Source organism: Bacillus thuringiensis (assembly GCF_001455345.1).
Taxonomy (GTDB): Bacteria; Bacillota; Bacilli; order Bacillales; family Bacillaceae_G; genus Bacillus_A; species Bacillus_A thuringiensis_N.
Window position 1 is genome coordinate 2500367 of sequence record NZ_CP013274.1, and the last position, 25475, is coordinate 2525841.

A 25475-nucleotide genomic window follows, 5' to 3' on the forward strand; every position below is an offset into this window, starting at 1 on the left:
GAAATGAGAATTGGCGTTATTATGGGAGGGGTATCCTCTGAAAAACAAGTATCAATTATGACTGGAAATGAAATGATTGCGAATTTAGATAAAAATAAATATGATATAGTACCAATTACGTTAAATGAAAAAATGGATTTAATTGAAAAAGCAAAAGACATTGATTTTGCGTTGCTCGCATTACACGGAAAATACGGAGAAGATGGGACAGTTCAAGGAACGCTTGAAAGTTTAGGTATTCCTTATAGCGGGAGTAATATGTTATCTAGCGGTATATGTATGGATAAAAATATTTCGAAAAAGATTTTACGTTATGAAGGAATAGAAACACCAGATTGGATTGAACTTACAAAAATGGAGGATATAAATCTTGATGAGTTAGATAAGTTAGGATTTCCGTTAGTCGTAAAACCAAACTCTGGTGGCTCGAGTGTCGGGGTAAAGATTGTCTATGATAAAAATGAATTAATTTCAATGCTGGAAACTGTGTTCGAATGGGATTCTGAAGTAGTAATTGAGAAATATATAAAAGGTGATGAGATTACATGTTCCATTTTTGATGGTAAACAGTTACCGATCATTTCAATTCGACATGCGGCGGAGTTCTTTGATTACAATGCGAAATATGATGATGCAGGTACTATTGAAGAAGTTATTGAACTTCCAGTTGAATTGAAAGAACGTGTAAACAAAGCGTCATTAGCTTGCTATAAAGCATTAAAATGTAGTGTTTATGCAAGGGTTGATATGATGGTGAAAGACGGTATTCCATATGTAATGGAGGTTAATACATTACCAGGGATGACACAAGCAAGTTTACTACCAAAAAGTGCAGATGCTGCGGGAATTCATTATAGCAAACTATTAGATATGATTATTGAAACTTCATTAAGAGTAAGGGAAGAAGAAAGGTTTTAAGTAGCAGTATCATGAATACTTTTGACAGTAACATGAAGTGTGTTATGATGAATACAATACGAAAATTAAATATTTATCCACTAGGGGGGCCTATTATAGGCTGAGATCAAATGGGAATTTGAGACTCTTAGTACCTGATCTGGTTAATGCCAGCGTAGGGAAGTGGAAAAGACATTGCTATTTCATGTATAAATATTGTCAATTTCACTTTCTTTACGTCTGTAAAGAAAGTTTTTTTATTTTAAAGCGTTAATAGCTGTGGATAAATACTTATATTAAATTAATTATTGGAGGAATTTAAATGACTTTTTCACAATCATTGCGTAAAGAAGTAGATTCAATTTGGGAAGCAAGTTTTCATCATCCTTTTGTAAAAAAACTTGGTGAAGGAACGTTAGATTTAGCTAGTTTTCGCTATTACGTGCTTCAAGATTCCTATTATTTAAGTCACTTTGCTAGAGTACAAACATTAGGAGCTGCAAAAGCACTGGAATTAGAAACGACAGCTCGTATGGCACATCATGCTCAAAATACATATGAGGCGGAATTATCTTTACATGAAAATTTCGCGAAGAAACTAGGGATCACACAAGAAGAAAAGGATAATTTTATCCCCGCTCCAACTGCATACGCATATACTTCACATATGTATCGTGCTGCGTATGAAGGACATTTAGGCGATATCATTGCAGCGATTTTACCTTGCTATTGGTTATATTATGAAATTGGTGAGCGTTTAAAAGAGTGTCAGCCAGAAGAGCCAATTTATAACGAATGGATTTCTGCATATGGATCCGATTGGTTCCGAACATTAGTTGAAGAGCAAATTACAAGGTTAGATACTATCGCTGAAAAAGTAACAGAGGCAGACCGTAAGCGTATGAAGCAGCATTTTATTATTAGCAGTCAATATGAATATTCATTTTGGGAAATGGCTTATACTTTAGAAAAGTGGCCAGTGGATACAGACGTAAAAGATGTAATTGGATAAAGAATGGAAGTAATGTTATAGATAGGTATGGATAATGCCTATCTATATGTTTTTTCTTGCCAGATTTGCGTAAAGCCGATAGTGTTACGGATATGGCAAAATGGCATATCGATAAGTTAGTTAAGCTAATTTTTTACACATTAACTGGTTAAACTCCTGCCACATTTATATTACAAACAAACGGATTAACATATTTCGTTACTGCTCCAACTTCAGATGCACAGCGTAATGGAATGAAATTCTACCTTGAACGTAAAGGATACGGCATCATGGTTATTGAGAAATGAATTGAATTTAGTAAGCATGAAGATATAACACTAGAATTCAAATTTTATAATTTCTATTTATAAAAATGAGCCCATAGTAAAAATGGGTACATGAACAAGGTGCATCATCTAGTGATAAGTCATACTTTGTTGGTGTATGAATTGAACTTAGTTTATAGCACTATTTCTACTTAGGGTTAACGAACAGAAATATAAGAAAGCAACGATGAGGTTGTATTTTATAAACGGAGGTTATGAAAATGAATCAGTTTCAACAAGAACTACAAGCGTTAAGTCTTAATGATTACCGGCCTGGAGATATTGTGTATTGGGATCAGCAAAACCAATATCCATATTACTATACTGAAGATGCTGCTCGTCGCTGTGGAGGTTGTGGTCGCTGTGGAGGTTGTGGCGGTCGTTGTGGTGGATTTCGTTGTGGTGGATTCCGTTGTATTGGTTGCTTCGGTTGTTTTGGCTGTGGCGGCTGTGGTGGTTGTTCTAATTGTTTTAATGGTACTTCTGATGCTATTATAATATATGAATATTAACTACATTTATTAATTAAAAAACATTAGGCTTATACATTTACATGCCGACAAAGAATATAGCCATCGCTAATGGATATATTCAATTATTCAAGTGAAAGAGTAACAATAAGATATATAGGTGTAAATCAAGAGGAGATAGATAAAGCAATGACTAGATTTAAAATCTAATGATTGCTTTTTTTATGGTTTTACCATTAAATATTTATCTAATTAAGGAATCGATTACTTCTGGATAGTGAGTTGACAAAGAAATTATTAAAACTATGTAAGGTTAATGTAATGTTAATCGATAGTAATTTAAGATACTTGAGTGTATTTTAAATAGGATTAAAAAGTACTGTTTATCTATAAAATATTGGGTAAATAATATTTAATTAGGAAGTGTATTAAAATGATTGAATTTAAATCTATTATCCATTCTTACAAACTAAAGAGAAAAATAGCTAAGGATTTATACGGAAAAAGAGATGAATTGACAATGTTATTAAATGAACTTAATAACATGAAAAGTACTGTAACATCTGAAAAGAAGAAAAATAATATATTATCTCGTTTAGAATTAATTTATCAAAAAATGAAATTAGATAAGCTGTATCCTCTTCCAGTTGCTTGTAATAGTAAATTATTGGAACGATTAGAAAAAGAAACTCTACATACTATTGAGGATGGTGTAAACTGTCTACATTACATGTTAGATATGAATTATGAGAAAATAAAACAATATGGATCGAATACAAGTAGGTCATTTGTTCCATTATCGCAGTCTTCCATTTGTCTTGCTGATTGTATTTGTTTAACAGGATTTGTATTAGGTTTACTAGGAGCAATTTCATTTGGGGGATTCATATTATCTGCATGTTCAATTACATAAAAGTTGATATTTATAAAGAAGAGCACCGAGTTAAGGTGTTCTTTTTTAGTTTTATTGTAAAGTTATTGTATTAAAATAAAGATTTCAGGGGTGCTGTATAAGCAATTAAATGTCATTTTTGATGAAAAAGATGCTCTTCGAAAAGAGTGAAGTGAAGTATTGAAAATATTCGAGGATCTCAAAAAATAAAAATATTTACTCGCAAAAGAACATATTGCGGAAACAAAGTTACGCTTGGAAGCGGAAGATGCACTTAAACTCATGCAAAATCAGCTTCAATCTCGTGAGAAAGATTACAACTCGGTACTCAATGAATTTAATGCGATTACGGAAAAGAACCACGAATTAGAGCATGACTTTCAAAAGATGCATATCAATGTACGTGCCGCAGAAGAGACAGCCGCGAAAGAACGAGAAAACCGTCTTGAGTTACAAGGTAGATCACAAGCGCTCGGTATAGTGCTCAAAGCAGTCTTGTAGGTGGATGGTATGAAACTTACTAAAGAAGAACGAAAAAGGCTCACATACCAAATTGGTGACATTATCGAACAGAAATGTAGACGTTGTTATTACAATCGTACATCAAACGAATGTTTTAGTGTGAATGAGTGTAAAGCATGCCCGACTGGTGAAGAATTACGCCAGTTGGGTAGATACTTGGATACACAGCCGAAAAAGAACGGTGGACCGAGAAGGGAAGTGCCGAGTGGTTTAACACCTGAGGTTGTTAGGAATTTAAATATACAAGGTATACCGGATAAGGATATTGATATTATGTATGATCTTAGGCCCTCGTATGTCGGGAAAAAGAAAAAACAATGGAAACGAGCGGGTATTTGGAAAGGGCCAACTGATATGAGAGAAATTAAAAGGGGTGGAGCGAATGTCTGAAATAGTTGATGTGAAAGCCATGACGGATGATGAGTTTTTTTAAAATATAAAAAGCTAGTTTATAAGTTTGTATGGGGAAAGTACGGCTCGAATTTGGAGTCTATTAAAAGTAATACAGGTTTAGAAATAGAGGATTTAATTCAATGTGGCATGATTGGATTTCTTGAAGCAAGAGAAGACTTTGATTCTGTATATGGGTGCAAGTTCTCCACTTTAGCGATCCCTAAAATGGATGGGGAAACCACTAGAGCGATTATAAATAATCAAAAAGTCAAAGTAACGCGAGAAATATTCTACTTAAAAGGCAGAATTATTAGAGGGAAATTAGCAGAAGAAAAATCAGAAGTCATAAGTCAGCTATTAGGTGTATCTGTTGAGAATGTAGAAGAAGCTTTGCGATATCAGCAAATTCCAAGCTCTTTACATGACGTAACATTTTCATCAGGAAGTGGAGGTAATGATCTAACCCTAGAGCAAATGCTTGTAGATGAAAGCTCAATAGGTAAAACAGAAGAAATTGATGAAAAGATAGTAATGTGTTCTTTTATAAATACACTACCAGATAGAGAGTTAATGATTTGGGGATATGTACTCAAACCATATGTCACAGGGGAATATCGGAAAGCGTGTAGGGGTTACTCAAACTCTAATTAGCTGGATTCTAAAACAGATTAATCCGAAATTACATATATTGTAAGTGTGCAGAGGGTTTCAAAGTAGTATCAATTTTGAAAGTTATACAGAAAGGTGTAGTTGCATTATGTTTTGGTTAGGATGCTTTTTAGGATACATCGGTGGTTCGGTTATTACATGTGCGTTATTCTATTTTGGATTTAGAGCAGAGGAGAATAAGAAAGCAGATTTACAAAGAATAGAATGATGGAAATCAATATCAATACAATTTGAATTTTGTTAAGAAATAAAGAAATAGAGTGGTGAATAATTAAATGCTAAAGGAGTAAAAGAAAAAGAATCCTATATAAAAAGGACTCTATTCGGTAATTTAACAATAATCATCGGATTCACAGTAATCTTCATCACAAGAATTACCTTGATTATTACAACAGATGCAAAATGTTTTTTGGACAAATAAACTAACTCCACTGGCAGGACCCTCATGTTTTGTAAGAGTAAGGCTTTGGAAATCTTCAACCTGAAATATTTTTGTTTGAACGGGTTGTAATGTGGTGGTAATTGGTCTATTAGATCCTCTTGTTAGAATAGTTACGTCAACAGGTGCACTCATCCCAATAACAAATAATTGAATTAATGTTTTATTGTGGTTGTTAGTGAAATCCTCAAATACTGTTTGTGGAGTGTTATCTAGAAGGTCAATAACTAAAGGTATATTTCCATTTCTATTTTCTTCAGCACCAGCAATTGTATGAGTCCTAACAGAACAATTATTGTTTTGAAGTTTCGGATTGGATTGTTTTTTATAAATTTTTTTACCATTTTTATAAAAATAATCAGCCATACGAATTTCATCCTCCTTATCTTTAGTTGTCCATATATGTTATTTGAGAAATAGAAATTATGATTGGATTAATTCAATAAAACAAAAAAATGAGGCTTTTAATATATATTTCTGGTTGGTTATATAAAGAAAAAAGAGCACATATTTAATATGTGCTCTTGAAAGAGGAAAACCCTATGAGTATTAGATAGTACATCATATGCTTGTCCGACTAAAAGGTTAAAAGTTTTTAATAAAATCGCTATGTTGTTAAAAAAAGAGAAGCGCTTAATCAGGACGCTTCTCTTAATGCCAATATACAATAACTATTCCATTATAATGTATAAACGTAAAATATTTAACAATTAGCTATGTGGTAAAAATTTCATTTTGTGTTAGTTTAAAACCAAAAAGAGCACTTAATCAAGTGCTCTCGTGACGAGATTTATTTTGTAATGACTATTTCAATTTATAAAGAAAGGAACACAGAATATTATATGTGAGTGCGGTTAATTGTGTTCGTTTTTTACAAACAAAGAGCAGCTAACCAAAGCTAACTGCTCCAATCATGGAATATGGTTCGAAATGGGTTGTCTATAGTATTGACGGAATATTGAGTTTTATTCAGAGCACCTAAAGGTTTTCTTTTTAACTTAATCCATATCCCACAAACAAAATAATGGCTAAAAATACAGACAATGAAAATGTCAGAAAGACTGTTATTATGCTCCTGAGCATCGCTTTCCAGTTGTTTATTTTAGAGAATCCTATTATACCAACAAAAAAAGTTCCTAGTGTTAAAACTAGTAAAACGAATAAAGGATGAAAATATATTGTATTCATAATAGATTCATTCATTTTAGGTGACCATACTTCAAGATATAAAAAGAATAAAGCAACACAAATAAATGAAAAAATAAAAGACCAGAAGTTTATAGTATGTTTCATGATTGCCCCTTTATTAATATGATGTTTTTCACTAAATTTTAGCAAATTCTAAATAGAATTAAAACAAAATAATCCATTTAAAGTGAGGTAGGGGAAAATGAAAGCTAACGTAAAGCTTTTAGGTGATGATGGGAATGGAGTTTAAGGAAAGAACGATTCATGTTTATAACACAGAAGGCAATGTGATGGAATTACTTTCAACAAAAGAACAGGTTCAAGAGGCTATCGACTTTCTTGAAGAATGTAAAATGGAAATGAAGTAAAAGTTCAATAGAGTAGATCGAACATAGGGAAACCGTATCGTATAAATCAAAAGGAAATTCCAGATAAGGAAATAAGCATTATGTATGAGCGTAGCTTTACCTATGTTGGAAAACTCGAGAAGAAGTAGGTATGTGAAGGGAAATGGAAAGGTCCAACTAATATGAGAGAAATCAAAAAAGGCTAGGATTTCTCCTAGCACCCAAGCATAAGTCGTATAGAAAGCAAGCATTGTGCAAATCGGATATTTGTAAGTTCATTATATAACGTTTATTGGGTGGATAGGTTGAATCATATCAATCTTTACGTAAATTTTATATGGTATTGAAGATTTTGATAAAGACCAAATCTGAATTTCATTAAAAAAAGACACCGCTTCCAGTGTCCCAAATTACTACGAGAGTTTTATGAGGAAACTTAAATAGGTGAATTTAAGCTACTCTGTAAAATATGAAACTTCAATTAGAAAATCACGTATTTTTTAAAGGAGTTAATGGGTAATTGTATGTGCCGAAATCCTTATTAAAAACATCTTGTACTAATTGGATAGTTTCATGATCATAAAAACTATCGTATGTTGGGAGGCGTGGGAATAAGGGATCAGTAATATCAGCATCTGCAAAATTCCCTTTAAAAATTGCCCTGTCCTTCTGATGATGCCATGATTTGATTAGTATGTGTAAAGGAGAAGTTTTTAGTTGATATATTTGTTCTAGGCGCACAATTTCAATAGAGAAATTTTCAAGGTAGATATACTTTGTAACAAACTCCTCCTCACCTGGTTCATACTGCTGCATTAAATGTGGATCTACTTGTTCTAAATCTATCATTTGTGCTTTTAAGTAGTAGAGAAAGATTTTAAATGAAATAGGTTGATTACAAAATTCATTACCATAATAAAAATTCCGAATAGGATTCCATGCTGGGTTTTCTATGTAAGGGGGAGCGATTAATGAGAAGAATGAACTTACAGCTCTTGTATATGGGTTTCTTACTAACTTATAGGTATCTTTTTCTTTTGAATATAAAGCTGCAGCTAATTCAATAAAGTAGTCCGAGGAGTTTTTGTATATTTCATTTTCATAATTATGGATGAAAGAATCGTATTTTATAGCTTGTTTAAATAAATTTATTTGATAAAAAAACCAATGTGCAAGAGAGGTACAGCCACTTTTTTGACTCCAAAATAAAATTAAAGGGAAGTTAGAATTAAAAAGGGGAACGCGTCCATATTTAATAATATTTGCAAAAGACATAGTTATCCTCCATTCAGTTATGTCAATTATGTTTAGTGTATGAATAGAGAACTTGGCATATGAACAAGAGAAGTAGAATAGATAGTTTAAAACAATATAATTTTAAAATAAAATCGTTATTTTGTACAAGAATCTGTATACCTATAAACAAACATAGCAGGCAACTGACTAGATTGCCCGCTATGTTCATACACTGCACGGAGGAGTGCCTTCCGTTTTGAAAGAGCGAAGCCCAGGGAGAGAGCGTTCAGATGTAGTATGTGTAATGCAAAAAAGATTATTCGTAAATGAGAATGAAAAATTATTTTATAAGGACTGGCATTCTTTTAGTTTTAAATCTTTCAAAGTCTATAGGGCAATATGCAAATGTTGCTATAGGTTCTGAAGTCTCGTTTGTAAAAAAAGTGTGGTTAATTACTTCACCAGAAGAAGAATAAAAAGTAATTTTGGTTTTTGATATAGGAGGAAGCGTTATTACCAGTGGTTTACTTGTCATACTGATCAGCTCCTAAACTATTTGGTTCTATATGAGCTTAAAATGTATTCAATAAATGTATATGAATTCATTTTATAAAGTTAGCACCTTGTGAATTGAGAAATTTAACAAAATAGTTATTTGAATTAGTTTTATCAATAAAAAAAGAGCCATATTAAGACTCTTTTTAAAAAGGTTTATTAATCATTTGTTTTCTAACCAAAACAAAAACTGTACCTGCAACAACACAGGTTGCATAGATTTTGCCACTTATGCCACCAAAAAATTCAAGTCCGAAAGGTAGTAAAAAAGTAGCAATTCCTACTATGTAAGCAAATATGCCGAATAATTTAGCTAGTTTATTTTTATCACCAATAAAAGTAGCACCTTGGTATCCAGCAATAAGAAATAATTGTTTTTTAATATGAATCAGATAACCCATTATTACAATGATTAGACCAACAAGTGTGCAAACTACAAATCCACTCATTATATTCACCTACCTTATTTGAAATTTACTATATTTAGGTTGGTATAGTTATTGTATTAAACAAAAAACATGCACAAAAATTGTGCATGTATAATAAAAAGCTATGTCTTGTCTATGTATAAATATGTTTGGTTTATATGAATCGTGAGTCTGTTTGAACAAAAGGGTTATTTATTTCAAATATAAAGAGCGCTTTTTAGGGCGCTCCATGAATAAAACTAATATTGAAAAAGAATACCGCATTATATTTTATGTATGTTCTTACTAAGTGTGCAGTTTAAACAATTTTTCTTTTGCACAACGAAGCAGCTAGTTCATAAAACTAACTGCCTGTTGTACAAAAGAAACGCTACGCTTACAGAAATAGTTTGTAACTTTAAGTTACCAAAATAGTATAAGCGGAGTTGAAAATGTTATTCGGAAATAAAAGAAAATAAAAAGAGCAGCTAGCAAAAGCTAACTGCAATGAGAAATTACCCCCATGAATTTAGGAGTATATAGTATGGACAAAAATATCAAGTTTATGTAACAAAAATTAAAATCGATCAGTATTAGCAGAATATTGAATTTTATTCAGTTCTTTAACAAAATCCTTATTTTAAAGCTAAAGAGTGCCTTGTAGAGCACTCCTTATGCCTAATTACAAATGCTTATGTTCGATCTTAGATTGATTTCTTGCTTGGAGAAATAAAATACTCTTAAAACAAAATTTAGATAGACAATACAACCCATAATTACAATATAAAACACCGTACAAAAGAAGATTTAAATGTATTTTAATGCCTTGTTCATATTAGTGCCTTCCTAAAAGAGGATAATTTAGATTTTAATATGATACGTAAAAAAAGGTGCATTTATATGGGGCAGGATGACTAGCAAAAGTAAAACAAAATCGTTATTTGAATAGAAAGAGATTCAAAAATTATAAGGTGAAAAGCGTCATGTATTATCCATTGTAATTAAATATTCATAGTATAAAAGATGGAAAACAAAATATTTACAGGATGAGGTGAATATAGGATGTTTTTTGATCTTTTTTATAATAAAACGCAAATGCGCCCTTTAGGAGGATCGGGGCCTGCACAAAGTACTATTCAAGCGGTTCATCAGGCTATACAAGCACAACAACAAGCGCTGCAACCACAGCACGCGCAACAAAGTTATACCCCAGCACAATCATATTATTCTTTACAGCCTTATTACCCAGCACAATCATATTACTCTGTACAATCTTATTATCCAGCACAATCGTATTACCCAATGTAGATTATACAGAATAGAATATTCTTTTTATTGATTTCATATGAAACTATATATTTTTTATAGTAATAAAAATAATATAGTAGATTTAAATAAAAAGAGCGCTTTTAAAAGCGCTCCATGACAAAGATTTATATTGAAAAAGAGTAGCGCATTATACTTTAAGTATGTTTGGGGTTTATGTGCAGGCTGTAATAAAATCATTATTTTAATTGGTTCAACCCCTTGAAGGGCGCTCCAAGGGGCTAAGATTCGAGAACTTTTAAACTCTTGTTTAATTACATGAAAGCTCCCTAAGGAGAATCTATGGTATTTTAACGCTCAACTGATTATTTTGACAACCATATAGTTCTAAGGGTAATTGCCAAGTAATGACGTACTCGACTAATTAACCATATCATGAATTTTTTGGTAAAAACACTGGTAAATGTGTCCAAGTGAATGAGGGCATCATTTTCAACAAAAACGCTATTTTAGTAGAAATCATTAAAAAGGACCCGATTAGGGGTGCGGGTCCTTTTAATGGAACAATAGAATTTTATGGGATTACCAATAAGTTGCTATAAAAGGGGATTAACTTCCAGTATATAGATATTGAGAAAAATTTATATAAAAACTTCATTTTGTAGAAATAAGGAAAATAAAAAAAGCACCATGCATAAGTGCTCTTTAAGAAAGGAGGTAACTCTTTAAGCGGAACGCCTAGGTTAGAAATATATGATGTGAAAAGGAAATAAGAACAAAATTTCATTTTAGATTTAATACAAAAGAGCAGCTAGCAAAAGCTAACCGCTCTTCAGAAAAACATTAAGAAGGAAGTTCAGAACTCAAGTGTATTTATAGTATGGACATAATTTGAAGGTTTATTCAGAAAAAATTATAAAGAGCAACCACTCAGGTTGCTCTACAGATAGGAGATAACTCAGTGAACAAAATGAACACGTTAAAAATGTATGTAACAAATAGAAAAATAAGAACTAAAAAGCAGCTAGCAAAAGCTAACTGCCCTGGTGAATAAGAAGAACACAATGGTCATTCGTATTCAACCTTGGTGTACTTATATTGTTAACAATTTTCGGAAATTTATTCAATAAAAGAGCAGCTAGCAAGAACTAACTGCTCGACCCTCGACCAAGAGAGCTAGAGTGGGAAGAATTTAAAGCTGACTTTTTAAAGTCCTATATAGTATGGGTGAAATTTAGAATTTTATTCGTGTGAAACATAAAAAGAGCAGTTAGTAAAAGCTAACTGCTCAGGTAATGGAATATGGTTCGAAATGGTTTATCTGTATGATTGACGGAATATTAAGTTTTATTCAGGGGGGATAAGGAAATGAATAAATTTAGGCTGTTCCAACTTGGCTTTGGTCTGCAACATCAGAATCGAATGTATTTGTTGCACTAACGCCGTTAAATGTATTGAGAACAAAAGCAACATTTGATGAACCTGACCCATTATAAGCTTTTGTATTTTCTTTTGGAGAAACGTTATAGAAATCACCTAAGTTGAAAGAACCGTTACTATTTTGTACAACCATATTTCCAACAACAGATGGCATAATTTTTACCTTCTTTCCTAAGAAGTATTTAAATTAGTATATGGTGTATGCGTCTAGTGGTTCATTTGAGTTAGAAAATTTGAAGAGATATTTTTTGGGGATTTAATAAAATAATCCTTTTAATAGAAAGTGAGGTTAGCAGAATGAAACCTTTGAAGAAAAGAAAAGTAAATAATCGTCGTGCAAAAGAGGTGGAGAAGTATCAAGTCAATAAAGCTTAAAGAAACATTTTTGTACAAGCTGGTATTTTAAAAGGAAGCTATTGAAAAGCTGAATAAAATAAAAAAAGCGATGGTTAGCAATTAAGCTAGTTATCGCTTTTTCGTTATAACTCATTTTTGATTAAATTAATTATCTCTTCACGCTTTTTTGGATCGAGGTCGTTAATTTGAAGCATAATTTCTTTGAGATCATCTTTTAATGATTTTGACTCTGTTGAATTTAAACTTTTATATTCAGAGAGTCCCATGATATAGTCTGCTGACACTCCAGATAAACGAGATATTTTTTCAACGGTCTCTCTAGATGGGTTTCTATGGCCATTTTCGTATAAAGAAATCATGGTTTTTTTAGCATTTATAGCTTCTGCGAATTCAAGTTGACTCATTTTAAGAAGTTCTACCCGTATCTCTTTAATTCTAACACCAATTATATTTTTACTCATTATAAATCCTCCCCTTAAAATTCATTGATTATAGTCAATGAATTCCCTATATAGAATGTATCAAAAAGGTTTGCTACAAGACAACTAAAATTTTTTGAATTAAAAAAAGGTTGCTTGAAGCAAACCTTTAGTATATACTCAAATTAACAAACAAGATGAAGGTGATGAAATGATGGTACTTGATACGGAAAAAGTTAAAATCTTAAGGATGAATCTTGGATATAGTCAAAGTTATGTTGCTGAAAAGATAGGTTATCGAAACAAATCGATCTACTGTAATTTAGAATTAGGTAACAGACAGCCAAGTATAACTAAATTAGTTAAGTTAGCAAAATTTTTAAATGTGACAACAGAGGAAATTTTAAAGGAGTCAGAATAAGACGACTTATTTTTTTACCTAAAAGTTTGCTTGAAGCAAACAAAGTGTTATACTTCATAAAATATTTTTACCTTTAATCAAAATTTCATAAGTAAATTACAGATATAAAGGAGCGAAAAAAATGGGATTAGATCAATTTATTAAAGAATCTATCCGTGAAGTTGTAAGAGAGGAAATTAGATCAGCAATAGCTGACTTACAACTACAATCACAACCAAATAAGGTTATGCGAGTAAAAGAAGCGGCAGCTTACCTCAACATTGCTGTTTGTAGAATGTACGAATTAGCAAATCATCCTAGGTTTCCAGTAATAAGAGAAGGGCGTAAACTTCTTTTCTTGCAAAAGGATTTAGAGGCTTGGCTTGAAACACAAAAGGAGGCGGACTAGTGGAAGATACAATATCATTAGCCGTATTTGGATTGTCAATCACAAGTGGTTCATGGCTACTTTATGTTACTTATGAGCCAATAAGAAAATGGGCTTGGAGTAATGTAGAACAAAATAAAAAGACCCATGACAGTGGGTCTTTTAGAAAAAACAAATTTCTATAAGAATACCATGGAAAGTAGGGAAATAGTACATGAATTCAATTGAATATCAGGTGCTATTACCTAGTAAATTTGGGGGCTTAGCAAAAAGCAAATAGTTGAGCAGTATTTCAAAAATGGTTATTCGCATTATGAAATTCAAGGAATCATCAAAAGTGGACAAGCATATGTTGCAGTTTGTACGAGGAGGTAAACAGGTGGCAACATTTCGAGTAAATAAAAGTAAAAATTACACAACCATTAATAACACAGGTCTTCGAGATGAACGTTTAAGTTGGAAAGCAAAAGGGATATTGGCTTACATTTTATCGTTACCAGATGATTGGGTGTTTTATATGGAGGAAATATCTACTCATGCAAAAGATGGAATTGATAGTTTAAGGGTAGGAATGAAAGAACTGAAAAAATACGGTTATGTTAGAAGGTTTCCTGTAAAAAACGAAAAGGGAAAGATAACTAACTGGGAGACGATTATTTATGAAGTTCCACAAGTGGAGAATCCACATATGGAAAAACCACAAGTGGAAGTTCCATTTGTGGAAAATCCAACACTACTAAGTACTAAAGAACTAAGTACTAATATACAAAGTAGTAGTAGCATCTTCTCTTTCTATGAAAATAATTTCGGTATTTTAAATTCGTTCATAGCCGAAAATATTTCACAATGGGTAAACGACACAAGCGAAGAACTTGTACACGCAGCTATGGAACGTGCTTTGAAACAGCAAAAGAAATGGAATTATGCTGAGGGCATTTTAAAACAGTGGGTTAACAATAACGTGAAAACCTTAAAAGATGTTGATGCTTTAGAAACGGAATATCAACGAAATAAAGGAGTGAAAAAACGTGTCGGAATCAATCGGAAGAGTGATGACTCGGATAGTGAATACATCGGCTTGTAGTGAAGAAACAGAAGGGTATACATGTGAACACTGTAATAAATATATCGCGGCAATTACTGTAGAAGTTCCGCAGTTACGTATTAAAAACAAAATACTCCCTACATGTGAGTGTGTTGTAGAACGTGAAGAAGCAAAAATACGTGAAGCTCAAAATTTTGCTAAGAAGAGAGAAATAGAAAAGTTATTCAGCATTAGTAACTTAGGAGAAAGGTTCTCCAAAAGTACATTTGAATCGTTTCTAAATAGAAATGGATCAGAGACAGCTTATAAAGTTGCAGTGAAATACGTGAAGACTTTTAAAGAGTGGAACGGGGAATCGTTAATGCTTTGGGGAGAACCTGGTAATGGAAAAACACACTTAGCAGCCGCGATTGTAAATGAGCTTTCTAAAAAAGGATATATTGTCGTATTTCAAAGCGTTCCAGAATTATTACAACGTATTCGCAGCACATTCAATAGTGAAAACAAAGAAAATGAAACACAAATTATGAGAGCACTTTTAGAATGCGACTTACTTATATTAGATGATATTGGAGCAGAAAAAACTACGGAGTGGGTAGAAGAAAAATTGTTCAATATTATTGATGGGCGGTATAGAAAAGAACTCCCTACTCTATATACGAGCAACTTAGAACCTAAAGAACTGAAAAACCAAGTCGGGAAACGTTCGTATGACCGAATGGTTGAGACAAGTCTAACAGTAAAAAATGAAGCCGCTAGCTATAGAAGAGAGATAGCGAAGCAACGTTTACAAAGGTTTATCGAAGCATAAAAGGAGGAAATAAAAATGTGCGTATTATGTCATGATACAGGGATTATTCGTAAAGAAACTTATCCAGGTGTAATTGAAACGAACGGTTGTAATTGTGAAGTGGCAAAGCGACAGCAAGCGGAAAACGATAAGCGTTGGCAAGAATGGTTAATAAAATTTGAATCAATGAAACAAGAATTAGAAAGAAGCAAACAACAAAAAGCTAGTTAATAAGAAAAGGAGGATTTCAGTCGTATGAAGCCTACGAAAGTTGAAATCGATGTTACGGATAATAGAATTTATGTGGTTAAAAATGGTGAGGTTACTCCGCTGAATCCTCCAGCAACTGGATTTGGAGAACAAATAATTACTTGGCAAGGCGGAAAAGTTGATCGTGTATCAACTACAATCACTGAAAAAATTAAATAATTGGGGATGCAATTATGAAGCAATTAACTATTGATGATGTTGTAGGTAGTTTCGACTACAATGCGATAAGTACCAGTGAAAAGTTTTTGAATCCAAGCTATGAAGTACATTTCTATGATAAAGAGGAACGGCAAAAGATGGATTGTTTTGATGCTAAAACTGAAATCGAGGCTTGGAATGCAACAATAGAAGAGCATGGAAAAGGTATTCAGAAGATTAGGGCAACTCATTCGAATCGTACCAGAGCTGAATTTCTGGCGCTGGATTAGGAGGGACAATTGATGGCTTTCAATCGTTGGTTAACTGATGAGGAATATCAGCAAGCTGAATCAAACAGTATTAGTAGAAGAGTTCTTTACATGAGGATGTACAGATACGGTTGGGAATTGCAAGAAGCATTAACTACACCACCAAGAACATATTGGCATATGGGCGAGGGGAAACACAATAAATGGCTAAAATTAGCTGAAGAAAATGGAGTTAATTCAAGTACTTTTTATAGCAGGGTAAATAATGGGTGGGACCCTAAAGATGCGGCAAATATTCCGACGCGTAAACAAATTGACAGGAAGGAACTTGTTAAGATTGCTGAATCCAATGGCATAAGCGTAAGTACTTTCAGATCTAGATTGAGTTATGGATGGGAACCAATAAAAGCAGCTACAACGCCAGCTAAGTCCAAAAATAAAAATATTAGTTAAGAGGAGCAGATGAAAATGAATGTTATGGAAAACGGTGTATTGGAAGCAACAAAATTAATCAGCGAAGCGAAAAAGGAAGATCAAGCTATAAAAGAAGCTACTGTTTTACAAATCGCAAGCAATTTATCAATCGGTGAATTAAACGATTATCAGGAAGCAACTTTACGTACCTGGAATAACAAAACTGATTTTGGAGGACGAGTTTCAAATGCAGCTTTAGGACTTACAGGCGAAGCTGGTGAAGTTGCCGATATTGTTAAAAAAGCAATTTATCACGGATATGGTTTTCAACCATCGCATTGTCCAGGAGAAGAAGACGGAAACACTTATAAGTTAGCCTTAGAGCTTGGAGATATTCTTTATTATTTATCAATTATGGCGCATGAACTGGGATATACGTTACAAGATATTGCGGAAATGAATATTGCAAAATTAGCTAAAAGATATCCAGATGGTTTTAGTCGAGAAGCAAGTCAAGCACGTGTCGATGTGAAGTAAGTAAAAAGTCCTAGCTTAAAATGCTAGGACTTAAGGAAGTAAAGTTGTTGCAATTGTCGATTCCATATTTATGACTGTAAGGAACTTTCATAGTATAACTAATTATTTATTATAAGTATATATAAATTTTAAAAAATTCTACAAAATAGTTTTTTATAGATTTTAATCAAATTTGAATTTTGTTAAGAAAGTTTAAATTAAAGACTTCATTTGAAAGGAATATCCAAATGAAAAAAGAGCACTGATTTACAGTGCTCATCTTACTATAGATTTCTTAGTCCATCCATTATGGACAATTTACAATGGTAATAGTGACGCTAGCCATTGTTGCTGGAGAATCAAGTAGTGAAGCAGTAACAGTTACTGTTCCAGGTCCATTAGCCGCTAGAAATACAGAAGTAAAGTTACCTGAAGCGTTTGTGATAACAGCAAGAGGAACCATGAAAGCAAGAGCTGGGTTACTAAATGAAAAGCTGACTACTACTCCTGGAGTAGGAATACCGTTTACTAATACTTGACCCGAAAAAAATAAAGTATTATTTCCCTGGGTGGATACGCATGCTGTAGTGTCGTTAGAAGTCAAGGTAATAGATGCAAGTCCAGCAGGAAGATTAAATCCAGTAGGTCCAGTAGCACCAGTAGGCCCGGTAGGTCCAGTAGCACCAGTAGGCCCGGTAGGTCCAGTAGGTCCAGTAGCACCAGTAGGCCCGGTAGGTCCAGTAGGTCCAGTAGGTCCAGTAGCACCAGTAGGTCCAGTAGGCCCGGTAGGCCCGGTAGGTCCAGTAGGTCCAGTAGCACCCGTGGAACCAGTGGGACCTGTAGGGAATTGAAAAGGTTGCATAGGTGGGAGGGTAGGTCCTATTAAATCCGGATTTAATGCAGCGGAGGATAAAAACTCGTCCAATATAATTCACCTCTTAAACATTCGTATTACTAATAGTAAATGCAATGATGTAAAAAATGAGAAATGGACAAGCGACTGAATTTATGAAATTTAACAAAATAGTTATTTTACAACCAAAAATAAAAGAACCCGTTTGTTATAAACGGATTCTTCCCTTAAGGTGTGCAAGGAATACAAGGTAACTGGCCTAGGGAAACCTGTAGGATTCCTTGTAATTGTAATGTATGCAAAGGAATCAATAAGGTTAATGAAGTTTAAACAAAATTCTTATTTAATTAAAAAGAGCACCATTAGGGCAATATGGCGCTCTTTGACCAAGAACTATATTGTGTATTTTTTTATAGTCCATATAAGTATATGGGAGTTAAAAATAAAGAGTGAATACATTTTAAATAAAATCGTTATTTGATTAAAAGAAAAAAGAGCACATGTTGATATGTACTCTAAGATGATCATTTTAATATCTATTTAAGTGTTTCTTCTGCATCAGGTGTATCAAATTTATCAATCACTTTAAAGATTACTTCTAAAAGAATAGTAGATAAAATCGCAAAGATTAATACAGCATGTGGTGATAATTGCACTGCTGTGAAATTAAATTTTGCTAGCCAAAAATATCCGACATACATTGTCAGGAAGGTACTAACAATTGAAATTGTAAATCCTAAGAAACCTAATTCTTTTAGCTTTTCTTCAGATAATTTAAATACGCGTAATACAAATGAGAAGATGATCCCAACTATGAAAAATCCAATACATAAGATCAATAGTGACATTATACTTGGGTATTCAACGTCATTAGGCATCCATTGTTTCATTCCTACAATTATGGCTGTAGGGAGCACGATAGGTATTAATAGTGGTGATACTATTAGAAAAAGAGCTAATAGTCTACTGATGTTGTTTGTTTCATTGTTGTTTTGATTGTTCATAAAGCCTCCAAAAATAATATAAAAATAAACACCCTAGTGGATTTTAGCATGAAATTATTAGTAAAGCCATAGTTAAAAAAAGGTGGATTTAAACAAAAACGCTATTTTGCCAAAAAAAGAAGCGCCTGACCAGGACGCTCTTCTAAATGCTAATATACAATACCTATCCAATCATAATGTAAATGCGTTAGGTATTTAATAATTACTTTTATAATAAAAATTTCATTTTGTAATAAATAAACAGAGCACTTACAGGAGTGCTCTTTAAGATAAGAGGTAACACCTTGAGATGGATACTTAGGTTAAGGGTATATGGCGTAGAAGAGAAATAAGACCTGAAATTTATAATTAACTTAATACAAAAAAGCAGTTATCAAGCGTTAACTGCTCCGTCCTCAGAGAAAGAGGAAAAGAACATTACAGAGGTCACTGTCAATTCAAGCTGTATCAGCCTATTTATAGTATTGGACATACTTTAGAATTTTATTCGGACAGACAAACCAAAAAAAGGCAGCTAGCAAAAGCTAACTGCTCAATAGTTTCATATTTTACACAGGGGTGAAATAGTGAATCTAATGAAGTATAACTTTTATAAAGGTGAATATCATTCGTATGTTAATCATAAAGGGATACGTTCAATATATGGGCGCATATGGTGATTTCTAATATGAAAAGAGAGCCAGGGGCCCCTCTTTAATAGTTATTGGATTCGCTAGAAAAACGAAAAGCTTCAGATATATTTATGCATTAAAAATTTTGTGAACATGAAGTGCAAGGTCCACCAGTAGGTTGGAATACAACATTATCAACAAAAGCTGTTGCGCCTTCTCCACCCGTAGCTAAGTTTTGGAAACTAATACATGCTGTAGTTACATCAGCAGGTATACACACAACAAGGGTATAATGTTGGAAGCCAGCTTGTTGTTGATTTGAAACAGGTACAATGTGCGGAATGTTTAATGGTCCAAGTGTTGTAGGGTTAGGAGGACATCCTTGACCAAGTTCTGGAAACGATACAGAAGCAACAAGGAGTGCTCCGTCTCTTATATCCCCAGCAAAAGAAAGGGTAAAGCAACAACCTTCGCCCACATCAACAGATTGGGTCATAATTCCTCCAGGTCCAATAGAAACAGCTAAAGCACTCAAGGTTCCATTTGGAAGAAAACGACCGCTGTGCGCATTTGGAAATCCTACTTCTGAAACATTTCCCGTTACAATCCATCCTGGAACTGGAGTACCTGGTGTTGCAGGTTCATCAAATCCAGGGTTATCAAGAACATTTGTACATGGGCAACATGCCGTAGCAGCTGGTCCCGTAGGTCCTGTAACTCCTGTAGCCCCAGTTGGTCCAGTCGGCCCAGTTGGTCCAGTCGGCCCAGTTGGTCCAGTCGGCCCGGTTGGTCCAGTCGGCCCGGTTGGTCCAACTTGAGGTGGGGGTACAGGGGGGAGAAAACACTCACATGGAATATGAAATTTCTTTTTAAATTCACTCAATTTTACACCATCCTTATCATTCACCCACTTACACACTACAACTTATGAATTGGTTAACAAACAAGTATAAGAAAAAGGCCCTTGAAAATTAAAATAAATAAAAAAATAAGCCCTTATGTCACAAATATAAACCCATTCCATAATATATAAGGAACATGGGTTCACTTCAAAAAGCTTTTAATATATATAAGGGAGTCCGCTTCCTAAATCAATATCGTTGAACCTGTTGCTCCTGTTGCTTCTGTTGGTAAAGTGAATGACGAAGAATAGATAGGAGAGTTGAATCGATTAAACTTGATTCAACAGCAACTCCATGTAAAACAATATTTTCTTCATTCATACCTTTACCTTCTATGATTGCTCGCCATAGGAGGTAAAGGTTGCAAAAAACAAATCATGAAGTTGGAAAGCATTTATATAAAAGTGCAAGGATTGTTAAGAGGGATTAAAGAATGTATCGAAGTGGACAAGCAGTTTTATTTTATCAATTAAACAAAAATTTAAATTGATAAGTATTAAAAAGCCAAAAAAGAGCACTAAATAAAGTGCTCTCGTGACGAGATTCATTTTTTAATGACTATTTTATAAAGAAAGGAAAGCAGAATATTATATGCGCGTTCAGTCAATTGAGTTCGTTTTTTACAAACAAAGAGCAGCTAGCGAAAGTTAACTGCTCAATACAAGGAGATACAGGGAAATCTACTTTAAATGAGATTTGGCATACAGCCTATATACAGTATTGACGGAATATTTATTTTAAATCCAATTTACTTAAAGTAAACATCCCGAGAGTTAAGATGGCTGCGCCTACTGCAGAACCTAGCCAGTCTCTCCAGCCTAATGTATTTAAAGGTGTATCTGTTAAATCCATAGTTAAGAAGATAACGAAAATTAATATACCGAATGCTAAGCATCCCCAAAATGTTTGCAAATATTTAATCATCTTATTTAGGAACTTGTGCATTTAAATCATCCTTACTAATACCTTTTATTTTTATAAATAAATTATCGCATGTATAAAATTGAAAGTGCAGAATATGCAATATTGCATATTGGGACTCAAAATAATAATCCATTCATAATTAAATAGATTGAACAGAGGAGAAGCGTATCGTATGAATCAATTGTCATTTTTTGAAGATATCGATGAAAAGGAGATGCGTAGACTTGTGGTGAAAGAGCTTAAAAACTACAAAGCATTGTGCGTGCAGATGAAAAAATCAAGAAGAACAGGCTCAAGCTAGGGGCATTATTCTTTTTCCTAAAATGAAGGGTGACTTTTAAACAAATTGAACGGACGTCACAGAATGCACTTGAACTTGATAAAGATTAGAGACAGATTATTGAGTTGAAATATTTAGGGAATGAGAAATTGAAAGATTCCTACATTTATAACGAATTGATGATGAGACGTGATAATTTTTATGAGAATAAAAAAATAGCATAGTTGTTACAAAACCTATATCGTTACCAATAAAAAACCTTGAAAGGCAAGCCAATCAAGGTCTCTAAATTTTTTAAAATGTCTAATAAAGTATTCACACCTACATTATTTACTAATAATCCGGTTAGCGATGGTGCAATTTTCACTGCCTCCTCAATATCCAAATCTGCGAATCTGTTATAGTATATTCCAAAACCATCTTTACCCTGTAGATAGATTAATGCACCACCTCCTTCATCATCACCAATTGCGAGTGAATTCGGGAGATATTTCTGCACTTTATAAGTTTCATTCATTTCAATGCACCCCGAAGCTCCCCAAATTCGAATATAAATTTGGTTGTTAACATTAATTTCAATGTCTGAAGCTAGCTGAATTATTTCTATATATTCTGTAGGTACATCTATTGTTGAAAAATCCTGAAGCGCTTTAATTTCTTCTTCTTTCGAAGGAGATTTTTTGGCATCAATTCTATACACACTACTGATATTATCTAATCTGTTCATTATTAATCAATCCTTTCATATTTAAGTCCTAGTTTATCTAGCATCTTGTATTGTTGTTCAAGAACTTGGCTAGTAGTATCCGCTTCCAGTTGCTTTTAATAATAAATTATTGGAGCGATTAGAAAAAGAATCTCTACATACAATTGAGGATGGTGTAACATGTCTACATTTCATGTTAGATATGAATTATGAGAAAATAAAACAATATAGATCGAGTACAAGTAGGTCATTTTTTCCGTTATCGTAGTCTTCCATTTGTCTTGCTGATTGTATTTGTTTAAAAGGATTTGTATTAGTTTTACTAGGAGCAATTTCATTTTGAAGATTAATATTATCTATATGTTCAATTACATAATGGTTGAAATTTGTAAGAAAAGCACCGACTTAAGATGTTCTTTTTTAGTTTTATTGTAAAGTTATTGTAAATGATAAATACAATACATTATATATATTATATAATTCAAATGTATGAAATTAATGATCCGGGAGGTGCTGTATATGATAACTACTTTTAATTTTTAAAGAGTCGTTTTGATAATGTTTTATTTGGATAAATAGTTTTTACTTTTCTTTTAAATGCTTGGTTTAAATTGATTAGATTAAGTAATTAATTTCTAGTTTTTGATGATCAAGAAAAATGAAGAAAGGAAGTAATCATTTTATGGAAAAATTACGGTTATTAACATTTGAAAATATAGTAGAACCTCTTTTAAACGAAAGTGTATCATTTATATATTTTCCTATTGAATGGCTCGATATTGTAGAGATACATTATAAGACATTTTTATTAACGAGTAAGTTGAAACGATTGAATGAAAGATTATATGATATGTTTTCTGATATATTATTTATTCAGCATAATCCATATGTATTAAATGAAAATACACCATGGATTGTATCGAAAGAACCTATTAGAAAAGAACAACTCGATTATATTTTTCAAAGTTGGTATGAGGTTATTCATGATTGGAAACCTAATAAATTAATAGAATCGCCAAAATATGAATGGCATTACGATTTGATTTCTAATTTAACAGTACTACATGATAAAGAAGTATATTCTAAGTGGGTGCCCGCTTTAATTTCACATATTTTTTGTGAACGTCCCGTACAATTAGAAAATATAAATGAAGAAGATATATATTTTTCTCCTCTTAGATCACAAAATATTTGTGAGGCGATGTCTGAACCTATTAAAGATGAAAAAACACAAGATTATTTTGCCTATGTATATCGGTTCGAGTATATAACGCGCGGAGGAGAGAACATTCCATTATTAAATGTTTCAATAGGAATTCGGAGATTTTATCAAGAATATAACCATCCAGACATTCCTTTGCTAGTAAGACGAAAACGGGGCATGGTATTAATTTCTACTCCAGAATTTGCATTGAATAATAAAAAATTACGGTTTGTAAAACTAAAAGTACAACAAGCTACAAACGGTATAAAGTGGATTAAGATATTTAGAAATTTAAAAGATGATTTTCGTATAGGTGGAGAAGTTGAATTAGAGCATATTCTTCAATATCCGAAAAGTTATATGTTAGGGACAAATATTAGGGTGTTGCTTCCATACAATGAGAGAATATATAAAGTTCAAGGTACTAAAATACAACCTGGTATAAAAGTAAAAGAAAGAGAGGATCTATTTATAGGGTTCCAGCAAAAATTCTCTTATTTCACAATACTACCAGAATGTAAAAGAATAGCAACAAATGATGAAAATGAATTATTCCCTTTAATTGCACCAAAAGGATTAGAGACTATAACATTAGAAATATGGTCTGAAAAAATATCGATGGAAGTAGAACAAGCATTATTTGAAAGTGAAATTGTGATAGCGCAAATTGGTGAGTCATCATATGTATTAAATGCAGATTCTCCAGTATTGTTAAAAATAGTAAGGTATAATATTGAAAAAGTATTGCAAAACCCATATAAAATGCAATATTGCCAGAAATACAAAATAAACTTAGTAGAGGATGTTATGAAAGCGGTTTATGCTACTGCAGGTGAGCGTAATGATGCGACATTGGCATTAATTGCAATGAAAAATTGTGATGGGCGTGAAAAGATTGATCCAAAGCAAATCGTTAGAGAAGGCTTTGCACGAACAAACCGTATTTCGGCATTTATTAATTTATTTATAGGCCAAAGTGTATCTCGTAATACAATTATAAATTGCGTTATTAGTTTATTAGAACAAAAAGGATTTTTGAAACGTAGTTGGAATAAGATAAATTTACCTTGTACATATGTTAATTTATCAATTGAACGAATCTCGAAATTTGATTTCTTACCTATTATTTCACAAATAAAAGAAAAAGAAATTTCATATAAATTATATGGGAGTACAGAGTGGCAAACAATTGATCGTTTATTATTAAATATAAATAAGCATAATACCTTTTTACCGCAGCCTTCAAAAAGAAATGACATGGGAATTCAATTTAAACAATTTGTTTCTGAAACATTAACGGAAATTTTACAATATGCAAAAGAGCAAAATGGACAAGTATACTTCATTATAGATGCAAATGTAAGAAAACATTGGATAAAAGAATTGCAAAATAAAAAAATTGATATAGATACTTTCCCTGAAATTGTTCCGGATGTGTTAAAGGTTCCAAACTTAAATATTATAAGAATAAATACATCTTTTGATGTACCAAAATACGGTGCGATAGAATGTGATGATGTACTGGATAGTACGGGTTTATATATAGATCAAAAAGGAATGTATTATAGCACTGGTGAGTATTCGTTTAATGGTAGTGAAGCATTGCAGCGATACATACTTGAAATTTTACCGCTAGGTGTAAAAGCTGTAGAAAGGAATTATATTGCCAAAATGGTGCATTACATGTGCTGTAATTCAAGTATGCTTTTGGAAAAGAATATACACATGCCGTATTCCATGCATATGGCGAAAGTTATAAAAAGCTATATGACTGATATAGATGCAAGAGAGTTTAAAGAGTTTGATGATGAATTGGATGTAGATATAATGAAAATAGAAAAGAAAGATTCAATTATTCTTCTTTAAATAATAGTAGACAAATCCTGCTCATTATATCGGTCAGGATTTGTCATTTTTTCATGTAAATAAGGATATCTTTTGTCATGT

34 protein-coding genes, 5 pseudogenes and 1 riboswitch are annotated in these 25475 nt (G+C 32.7%); of the genes and pseudogenes, 27 read left to right on the plus strand and 12 right to left on the minus strand.

The window, feature by feature from the left end; translation table 11 throughout:
* Positions 1 to 3 precede the first annotated feature (3 nt).
* From ddlB to ATN06_RS13010, 9 genes and pseudogenes are all read left to right on the plus strand, one after another.
* Entirely contained in the window at positions 4 to 918 is a 915-nt protein-coding gene (ddlB, locus tag ATN06_RS12980) for a D-alanine--D-alanine ligase (protein WP_060630972.1), read from the plus strand.
* 72 nt (positions 919 to 990) lie between these two features.
* Positions 991 to 1096: riboswitch (TPP riboswitch) on the plus strand.
* A gap of 123 nt (positions 1097 to 1219) precedes the next feature.
* Positions 1220 to 1909 carry a thiaminase II gene (gene tenA / locus ATN06_RS12985; RefSeq protein WP_060630973.1) on the plus strand — a complete coding sequence of 230 codons (690 nt, stop codon included), beginning with the start codon at positions 1220 to 1222 and terminating at the stop codon, positions 1907 to 1909.
* A 158-nt stretch (positions 1910 to 2067) separates the two neighbouring features.
* Positions 2068 to 2196 (plus strand): annotated as a pseudogene (locus ATN06_RS28415) (N-acetylmuramoyl-L-alanine amidase C-terminal domain-containing protein); the annotation flags it as partial.
* Positions 2197 to 2435: 239 nt separating this feature from the next.
* Positions 2436 to 2726, plus strand: coding sequence for a heterocycloanthracin/sonorensin family bacteriocin (locus tag ATN06_RS12990; protein ID WP_060630974.1), 291 nt, complete (start codon positions 2436 to 2438; stop codon positions 2724 to 2726).
* A 17-nt stretch (positions 2727 to 2743) separates the two neighbouring features.
* Positions 2744 to 2894, plus strand: a pseudogene (locus ATN06_RS29210) (site-specific integrase); the annotation flags it as partial.
* A 223-nt stretch (positions 2895 to 3117) separates the two neighbouring features.
* Positions 3118 to 3597 (plus strand): homoserine dehydrogenase, encoded by a 480-nt coding sequence (locus ATN06_RS12995; RefSeq protein WP_176225749.1) that lies wholly within the window; start codon positions 3118 to 3120, stop codon positions 3595 to 3597.
* 234 nt (positions 3598 to 3831) lie between these two features.
* Positions 3832 to 4077: a hypothetical protein gene (locus ATN06_RS29430; protein WP_060630975.1), complete on the plus strand. Its 246-nt coding sequence runs from the start codon at positions 3832 to 3834 to the stop codon at positions 4075 to 4077.
* 9 nt (positions 4078 to 4086) lie between these two features.
* Positions 4087 to 4488, plus strand: a complete 402-nt coding sequence (locus tag ATN06_RS13005; protein ID WP_060630976.1) for a hypothetical protein — start codon at positions 4087 to 4089, stop codon at positions 4486 to 4488.
* Positions 4489 to 4581: 93 nt separating this feature from the next.
* Positions 4582 to 5142, plus strand: a complete 561-nt coding sequence (locus ATN06_RS13010; protein WP_060630977.1) for a sigma factor — start codon at positions 4582 to 4584, stop codon at positions 5140 to 5142.
* 349 nt (positions 5143 to 5491) lie between these two features.
* Here ATN06_RS13010 and ATN06_RS13015 read toward each other — a convergent pair whose 3' ends face one another.
* Together ATN06_RS13015 and ATN06_RS29435 are read right to left on the minus strand one after the other, a co-directional pair.
* On the minus strand, positions 5492 to 5965 hold the full coding sequence (locus ATN06_RS13015) for a hypothetical protein (protein WP_060630978.1): 474 nt from the start codon (positions 5963 to 5965) through the stop codon (positions 5492 to 5494).
* 627 nt (positions 5966 to 6592) lie between these two features.
* Positions 6593 to 6892 (minus strand): hypothetical protein, encoded by a 300-nt coding sequence (locus ATN06_RS29435; protein WP_042515059.1) that lies wholly within the window; start codon positions 6890 to 6892, stop codon positions 6593 to 6595.
* A 134-nt stretch (positions 6893 to 7026) separates the two neighbouring features.
* Between ATN06_RS29435 and ATN06_RS29605 the strand changes: the two genes are divergently transcribed.
* Complete coding sequence (locus tag ATN06_RS29605) at positions 7027 to 7155, plus strand: hypothetical protein (RefSeq protein WP_254904410.1); 129 nt, start codon at positions 7027 to 7029, stop codon at positions 7153 to 7155.
* 468 nt (positions 7156 to 7623) lie between these two features.
* On the opposite strand, the gene ATN06_RS13025 is transcribed toward ATN06_RS29605, so the two are convergent.
* From ATN06_RS13025 to ATN06_RS13035, 3 genes are all read right to left on the minus strand, one after another.
* Entirely contained in the window at positions 7624 to 8409 is a 786-nt protein-coding gene (locus ATN06_RS13025) for a sulfotransferase family 2 domain-containing protein (RefSeq protein WP_060630979.1), read from the minus strand.
* A gap of 301 nt (positions 8410 to 8710) precedes the next feature.
* A complete protein-coding gene (locus ATN06_RS13030) occupies positions 8711 to 8905 on the minus strand; it encodes a hypothetical protein (protein ID WP_060630980.1) in 195 nt (64 codons plus the stop codon).
* Positions 8906 to 9071: 166 nt separating this feature from the next.
* Complete coding sequence (locus tag ATN06_RS13035) at positions 9072 to 9374, minus strand: DUF3784 domain-containing protein (RefSeq protein ID WP_088116179.1); 303 nt, start codon at positions 9372 to 9374, stop codon at positions 9072 to 9074.
* A 1020-nt stretch (positions 9375 to 10394) separates the two neighbouring features.
* Between ATN06_RS13035 and ATN06_RS13040 the strand changes: the two genes are divergently transcribed.
* Positions 10395 to 10640 (plus strand): DUF3947 family protein, encoded by a 246-nt coding sequence (locus ATN06_RS13040; RefSeq protein ID WP_060630981.1) that lies wholly within the window; start codon positions 10395 to 10397, stop codon positions 10638 to 10640.
* A 1336-nt stretch (positions 10641 to 11976) separates the two neighbouring features.
* Here the strand turns inward: ATN06_RS13040 and ATN06_RS13045 are convergent.
* Positions 11977 to 12192, minus strand: coding sequence for a spore germination protein (locus tag ATN06_RS13045; RefSeq protein ID WP_060630982.1), 216 nt, complete (start codon positions 12190 to 12192; stop codon positions 11977 to 11979).
* A 143-nt stretch (positions 12193 to 12335) separates the two neighbouring features.
* Between ATN06_RS13045 and ATN06_RS28425 the strand changes: the two are divergent.
* Positions 12336 to 12410, plus strand: a pseudogene (locus tag ATN06_RS28425) (DUF3983 domain-containing protein); the annotation flags it as partial.
* A 107-nt stretch (positions 12411 to 12517) separates the two neighbouring features.
* Here the strand turns inward: ATN06_RS28425 and ATN06_RS13050 are convergent.
* On the minus strand, positions 12518 to 12856 hold the full coding sequence (locus ATN06_RS13050; protein WP_000041815.1) for a helix-turn-helix domain-containing protein: 339 nt from the start codon (positions 12854 to 12856) through the stop codon (positions 12518 to 12520).
* A gap of 172 nt (positions 12857 to 13028) precedes the next feature.
* Between ATN06_RS13050 and ATN06_RS13055 the strand changes: the two genes are divergently transcribed.
* The 12 genes from ATN06_RS13055 (at position 13029) to ATN06_RS29445 (ending at position 17895) form a co-directional block, all read left to right on the plus strand.
* The gene (locus ATN06_RS13055; RefSeq protein ID WP_234415834.1) at positions 13029 to 13235 is read left to right on the plus strand and encodes a helix-turn-helix domain-containing protein; all 207 of its coding nucleotides are present in this window, start codon (positions 13029 to 13031) and stop codon (positions 13233 to 13235) included.
* A gap of 121 nt (positions 13236 to 13356) precedes the next feature.
* Positions 13357 to 13623: a helix-turn-helix domain-containing protein gene (locus ATN06_RS13060; RefSeq protein WP_000522017.1), complete on the plus strand. Its 267-nt coding sequence runs from the start codon at positions 13357 to 13359 to the stop codon at positions 13621 to 13623.
* Positions 13623 to 13787 carry a hypothetical protein gene (locus tag ATN06_RS29215; protein ID WP_060630984.1) on the plus strand — a complete coding sequence of 55 codons (165 nt, stop codon included), beginning with the start codon at positions 13623 to 13625 and terminating at the stop codon, positions 13785 to 13787. The genes ATN06_RS13060 and ATN06_RS29215 overlap by 1 nt, the downstream gene beginning before the upstream one ends.
* Before the next feature lie 194 nt (positions 13788 to 13981).
* Positions 13982 to 14686, plus strand: a complete 705-nt coding sequence (locus tag ATN06_RS13075) for a DnaD domain protein (protein WP_060630985.1) — start codon at positions 13982 to 13984, stop codon at positions 14684 to 14686.
* Positions 14655 to 15458 (plus strand): ATP-binding protein, encoded by an 804-nt coding sequence (locus ATN06_RS13080; protein WP_033701691.1) that lies wholly within the window; start codon positions 14655 to 14657, stop codon positions 15456 to 15458. Before ATN06_RS13075 ends, ATN06_RS13080 begins: the two co-directional genes overlap by 32 nt.
* Before the next feature lie 15 nt (positions 15459 to 15473).
* Positions 15474 to 15668 carry a hypothetical protein gene (locus tag ATN06_RS13085; protein ID WP_000337981.1) on the plus strand — a complete coding sequence of 65 codons (195 nt, stop codon included), beginning with the start codon at positions 15474 to 15476 and terminating at the stop codon, positions 15666 to 15668.
* A gap of 24 nt (positions 15669 to 15692) precedes the next feature.
* Complete coding sequence (locus ATN06_RS13090; protein ID WP_000805175.1) at positions 15693 to 15866, plus strand: DUF3954 domain-containing protein; 174 nt, start codon at positions 15693 to 15695, stop codon at positions 15864 to 15866.
* A gap of 14 nt (positions 15867 to 15880) precedes the next feature.
* Positions 15881 to 16135, plus strand: coding sequence for a hypothetical protein (locus ATN06_RS13095; protein ID WP_060630986.1), 255 nt, complete (start codon positions 15881 to 15883; stop codon positions 16133 to 16135).
* A gap of 12 nt (positions 16136 to 16147) precedes the next feature.
* Positions 16148 to 16567: a hypothetical protein gene (locus ATN06_RS13100; RefSeq protein WP_000885287.1), complete on the plus strand. Its 420-nt coding sequence runs from the start codon at positions 16148 to 16150 to the stop codon at positions 16565 to 16567.
* A 15-nt stretch (positions 16568 to 16582) separates the two neighbouring features.
* Positions 16583 to 17065, plus strand: coding sequence for a nucleoside triphosphate pyrophosphohydrolase family protein (locus tag ATN06_RS13105; protein WP_060630987.1), 483 nt, complete (start codon positions 16583 to 16585; stop codon positions 17063 to 17065).
* A 302-nt stretch (positions 17066 to 17367) separates the two neighbouring features.
* Positions 17368 to 17583, plus strand: coding sequence for a hypothetical protein (locus tag ATN06_RS29440; protein WP_060630988.1), 216 nt, complete (start codon positions 17368 to 17370; stop codon positions 17581 to 17583).
* Between the two features lie 30 nt (positions 17584 to 17613).
* Positions 17614 to 17895: a hypothetical protein gene (locus tag ATN06_RS29445; RefSeq protein ID WP_060630989.1), complete on the plus strand. Its 282-nt coding sequence runs from the start codon at positions 17614 to 17616 to the stop codon at positions 17893 to 17895.
* 17 nt (positions 17896 to 17912) lie between these two features.
* Here ATN06_RS29445 and ATN06_RS29705 read toward each other — a convergent pair.
* The 4 genes and pseudogenes from ATN06_RS29705 to ATN06_RS13130 all read right to left on the minus strand — a co-directional run.
* Positions 17913 to 17969, minus strand: a pseudogene (locus tag ATN06_RS29705) (exosporium leader peptide-containing protein); the annotation flags it as partial.
* 464 nt (positions 17970 to 18433) lie between these two features.
* On the minus strand, positions 18434 to 18901 hold the full coding sequence (locus tag ATN06_RS13120) for a hypothetical protein (protein WP_060630990.1): 468 nt from the start codon (positions 18899 to 18901) through the stop codon (positions 18434 to 18436).
* A 747-nt stretch (positions 18902 to 19648) separates the two neighbouring features.
* Positions 19649 to 20395, minus strand: coding sequence for a hypothetical protein (locus tag ATN06_RS13125; protein ID WP_060630991.1), 747 nt, complete (start codon positions 20393 to 20395; stop codon positions 19649 to 19651).
* Positions 20396 to 21146: 751 nt separating this feature from the next.
* Positions 21147 to 21359: a hypothetical protein gene (locus ATN06_RS13130; protein ID WP_060630992.1), complete on the minus strand. Its 213-nt coding sequence runs from the start codon at positions 21357 to 21359 to the stop codon at positions 21147 to 21149.
* A 151-nt stretch (positions 21360 to 21510) separates the two neighbouring features.
* Here ATN06_RS13130 and ATN06_RS29610 point away from each other — a divergent pair, with 151 nt between their 5' ends.
* The gene (locus ATN06_RS29610) at positions 21511 to 21639 is read left to right on the plus strand and encodes a hypothetical protein (RefSeq protein ID WP_254904409.1); all 129 of its coding nucleotides are present in this window, start codon (positions 21511 to 21513) and stop codon (positions 21637 to 21639) included.
* Positions 21640 to 21862: 223 nt separating this feature from the next.
* On the opposite strand, the gene ATN06_RS13140 is transcribed toward ATN06_RS29610, so the two are convergent.
* The gene (locus ATN06_RS13140; RefSeq protein ID WP_060630993.1) at positions 21863 to 22345 is read right to left on the minus strand and encodes an SMI1/KNR4 family protein; all 483 of its coding nucleotides are present in this window, start codon (positions 22343 to 22345) and stop codon (positions 21863 to 21865) included.
* Positions 22346 to 22421: 76 nt separating this feature from the next.
* Here ATN06_RS13140 and ATN06_RS28435 point away from each other — a divergent pair.
* A pseudogene (locus ATN06_RS28435) lies at positions 22422 to 22667 on the plus strand (homoserine dehydrogenase); the annotation flags it as partial.
* 339 nt (positions 22668 to 23006) lie between these two features.
* Positions 23007 to 25394, plus strand: a complete 2388-nt coding sequence (locus ATN06_RS13145; RefSeq protein WP_060630994.1) for an RNaseH domain-containing protein — start codon at positions 23007 to 23009, stop codon at positions 25392 to 25394.
* The last annotated feature ends 81 nt before the right edge of the window (positions 25395 to 25475 follow it).

Excerpts from the sequence above, each read along its gene's own strand:
- ATN06_RS13025 (WP_060630979.1), bottom strand. The coding sequence starts at position 8,409 with ATGTCTTTTGCAAATATTATTAAATATGGACGCGTTCCCCTTTTTAAT.
- ATN06_RS13080 (WP_033701691.1), top strand. The coding sequence starts at position 14,655 with ATGACTCGGATAGTGAATACATCGGCTTGTAGTGAAGAAACAGAAGGG.
- ATN06_RS13085 (WP_000337981.1), top strand. The coding sequence starts at position 15,474 with ATGTGCGTATTATGTCATGATACAGGGATTATTCGTAAAGAAACTTAT.
- ATN06_RS12995 (WP_176225749.1), top strand. The coding sequence starts at position 3,118 with ATGATTGAATTTAAATCTATTATCCATTCTTACAAACTAAAGAGAAAA.
- ATN06_RS29610 (WP_254904409.1), top strand. The coding sequence starts at position 21,511 with ATGAATCAATTGTCATTTTTTGAAGATATCGATGAAAAGGAGATGCGT.
- ddlB (WP_060630972.1), top strand. The coding sequence starts at position 4 with ATGAGAATTGGCGTTATTATGGGAGGGGTATCCTCTGAAAAACAAGTA.
- ATN06_RS13015 (WP_060630978.1), bottom strand. The coding sequence starts at position 5,965 with ATGGCTGATTATTTTTATAAAAATGGTAAAAAAATTTATAAAAAACAA.
- ATN06_RS29435 (WP_042515059.1), bottom strand. The coding sequence starts at position 6,892 with ATGAAACATACTATAAACTTCTGGTCTTTTATTTTTTCATTTATTTGT.
- ATN06_RS13120 (WP_060630990.1), bottom strand. The coding sequence starts at position 18,901 with ATGAACAATCAAAACAACAATGAAACAAACAACATCAGTAGACTATTA.
- ATN06_RS13030 (WP_060630980.1), bottom strand. The coding sequence starts at position 8,905 with ATGACAAGTAAACCACTGGTAATAACGCTTCCTCCTATATCAAAAACC.
- tenA (WP_060630973.1), top strand. The coding sequence starts at position 1,220 with ATGACTTTTTCACAATCATTGCGTAAAGAAGTAGATTCAATTTGGGAA.
- ATN06_RS13045 (WP_060630982.1), bottom strand. The coding sequence starts at position 12,192 with ATGCCATCTGTTGTTGGAAATATGGTTGTACAAAATAGTAACGGTTCT.
- ATN06_RS13145 (WP_060630994.1), top strand. The coding sequence starts at position 23,007 with ATGGAAAAATTACGGTTATTAACATTTGAAAATATAGTAGAACCTCTT.
- ATN06_RS12990 (WP_060630974.1), top strand. The coding sequence starts at position 2,436 with ATGAATCAGTTTCAACAAGAACTACAAGCGTTAAGTCTTAATGATTAC.
- ATN06_RS13130 (WP_060630992.1), bottom strand. The coding sequence starts at position 21,359 with ATGCACAAGTTCCTAAATAAGATGATTAAATATTTGCAAACATTTTGG.
- ATN06_RS13100 (WP_000885287.1), top strand. The coding sequence starts at position 16,148 with ATGGCTTTCAATCGTTGGTTAACTGATGAGGAATATCAGCAAGCTGAA.
- ATN06_RS13035 (WP_088116179.1), bottom strand. The coding sequence starts at position 9,374 with ATGAGTGGATTTGTAGTTTGCACACTTGTTGGTCTAATCATTGTAATA.
- ATN06_RS13140 (WP_060630993.1), bottom strand. The coding sequence starts at position 22,345 with ATGAACAGATTAGATAATATCAGTAGTGTGTATAGAATTGATGCCAAA.
- ATN06_RS13105 (WP_060630987.1), top strand. The coding sequence starts at position 16,583 with ATGAATGTTATGGAAAACGGTGTATTGGAAGCAACAAAATTAATCAGC.
- ATN06_RS13040 (WP_060630981.1), top strand. The coding sequence starts at position 10,395 with ATGTTTTTTGATCTTTTTTATAATAAAACGCAAATGCGCCCTTTAGGA.
- ATN06_RS29440 (WP_060630988.1), top strand. The coding sequence starts at position 17,368 with ATGGTAATAGTGACGCTAGCCATTGTTGCTGGAGAATCAAGTAGTGAA.
- ATN06_RS13090 (WP_000805175.1), top strand. The coding sequence starts at position 15,693 with ATGAAGCCTACGAAAGTTGAAATCGATGTTACGGATAATAGAATTTAT.
- ATN06_RS13050 (WP_000041815.1), bottom strand. The coding sequence starts at position 12,856 with ATGAGTAAAAATATAATTGGTGTTAGAATTAAAGAGATACGGGTAGAA.
- ATN06_RS13095 (WP_060630986.1), top strand. The coding sequence starts at position 15,881 with ATGAAGCAATTAACTATTGATGATGTTGTAGGTAGTTTCGACTACAAT.
- ATN06_RS13005 (WP_060630976.1), top strand. The coding sequence starts at position 4,087 with ATGAAACTTACTAAAGAAGAACGAAAAAGGCTCACATACCAAATTGGT.
- ATN06_RS13060 (WP_000522017.1), top strand. The coding sequence starts at position 13,357 with ATGGGATTAGATCAATTTATTAAAGAATCTATCCGTGAAGTTGTAAGA.
- ATN06_RS29605 (WP_254904410.1), top strand. The coding sequence starts at position 7,027 with ATGGAGTTTAAGGAAAGAACGATTCATGTTTATAACACAGAAGGCAAT.
- ATN06_RS13055 (WP_234415834.1), top strand. The coding sequence starts at position 13,029 with ATGGTACTTGATACGGAAAAAGTTAAAATCTTAAGGATGAATCTTGGA.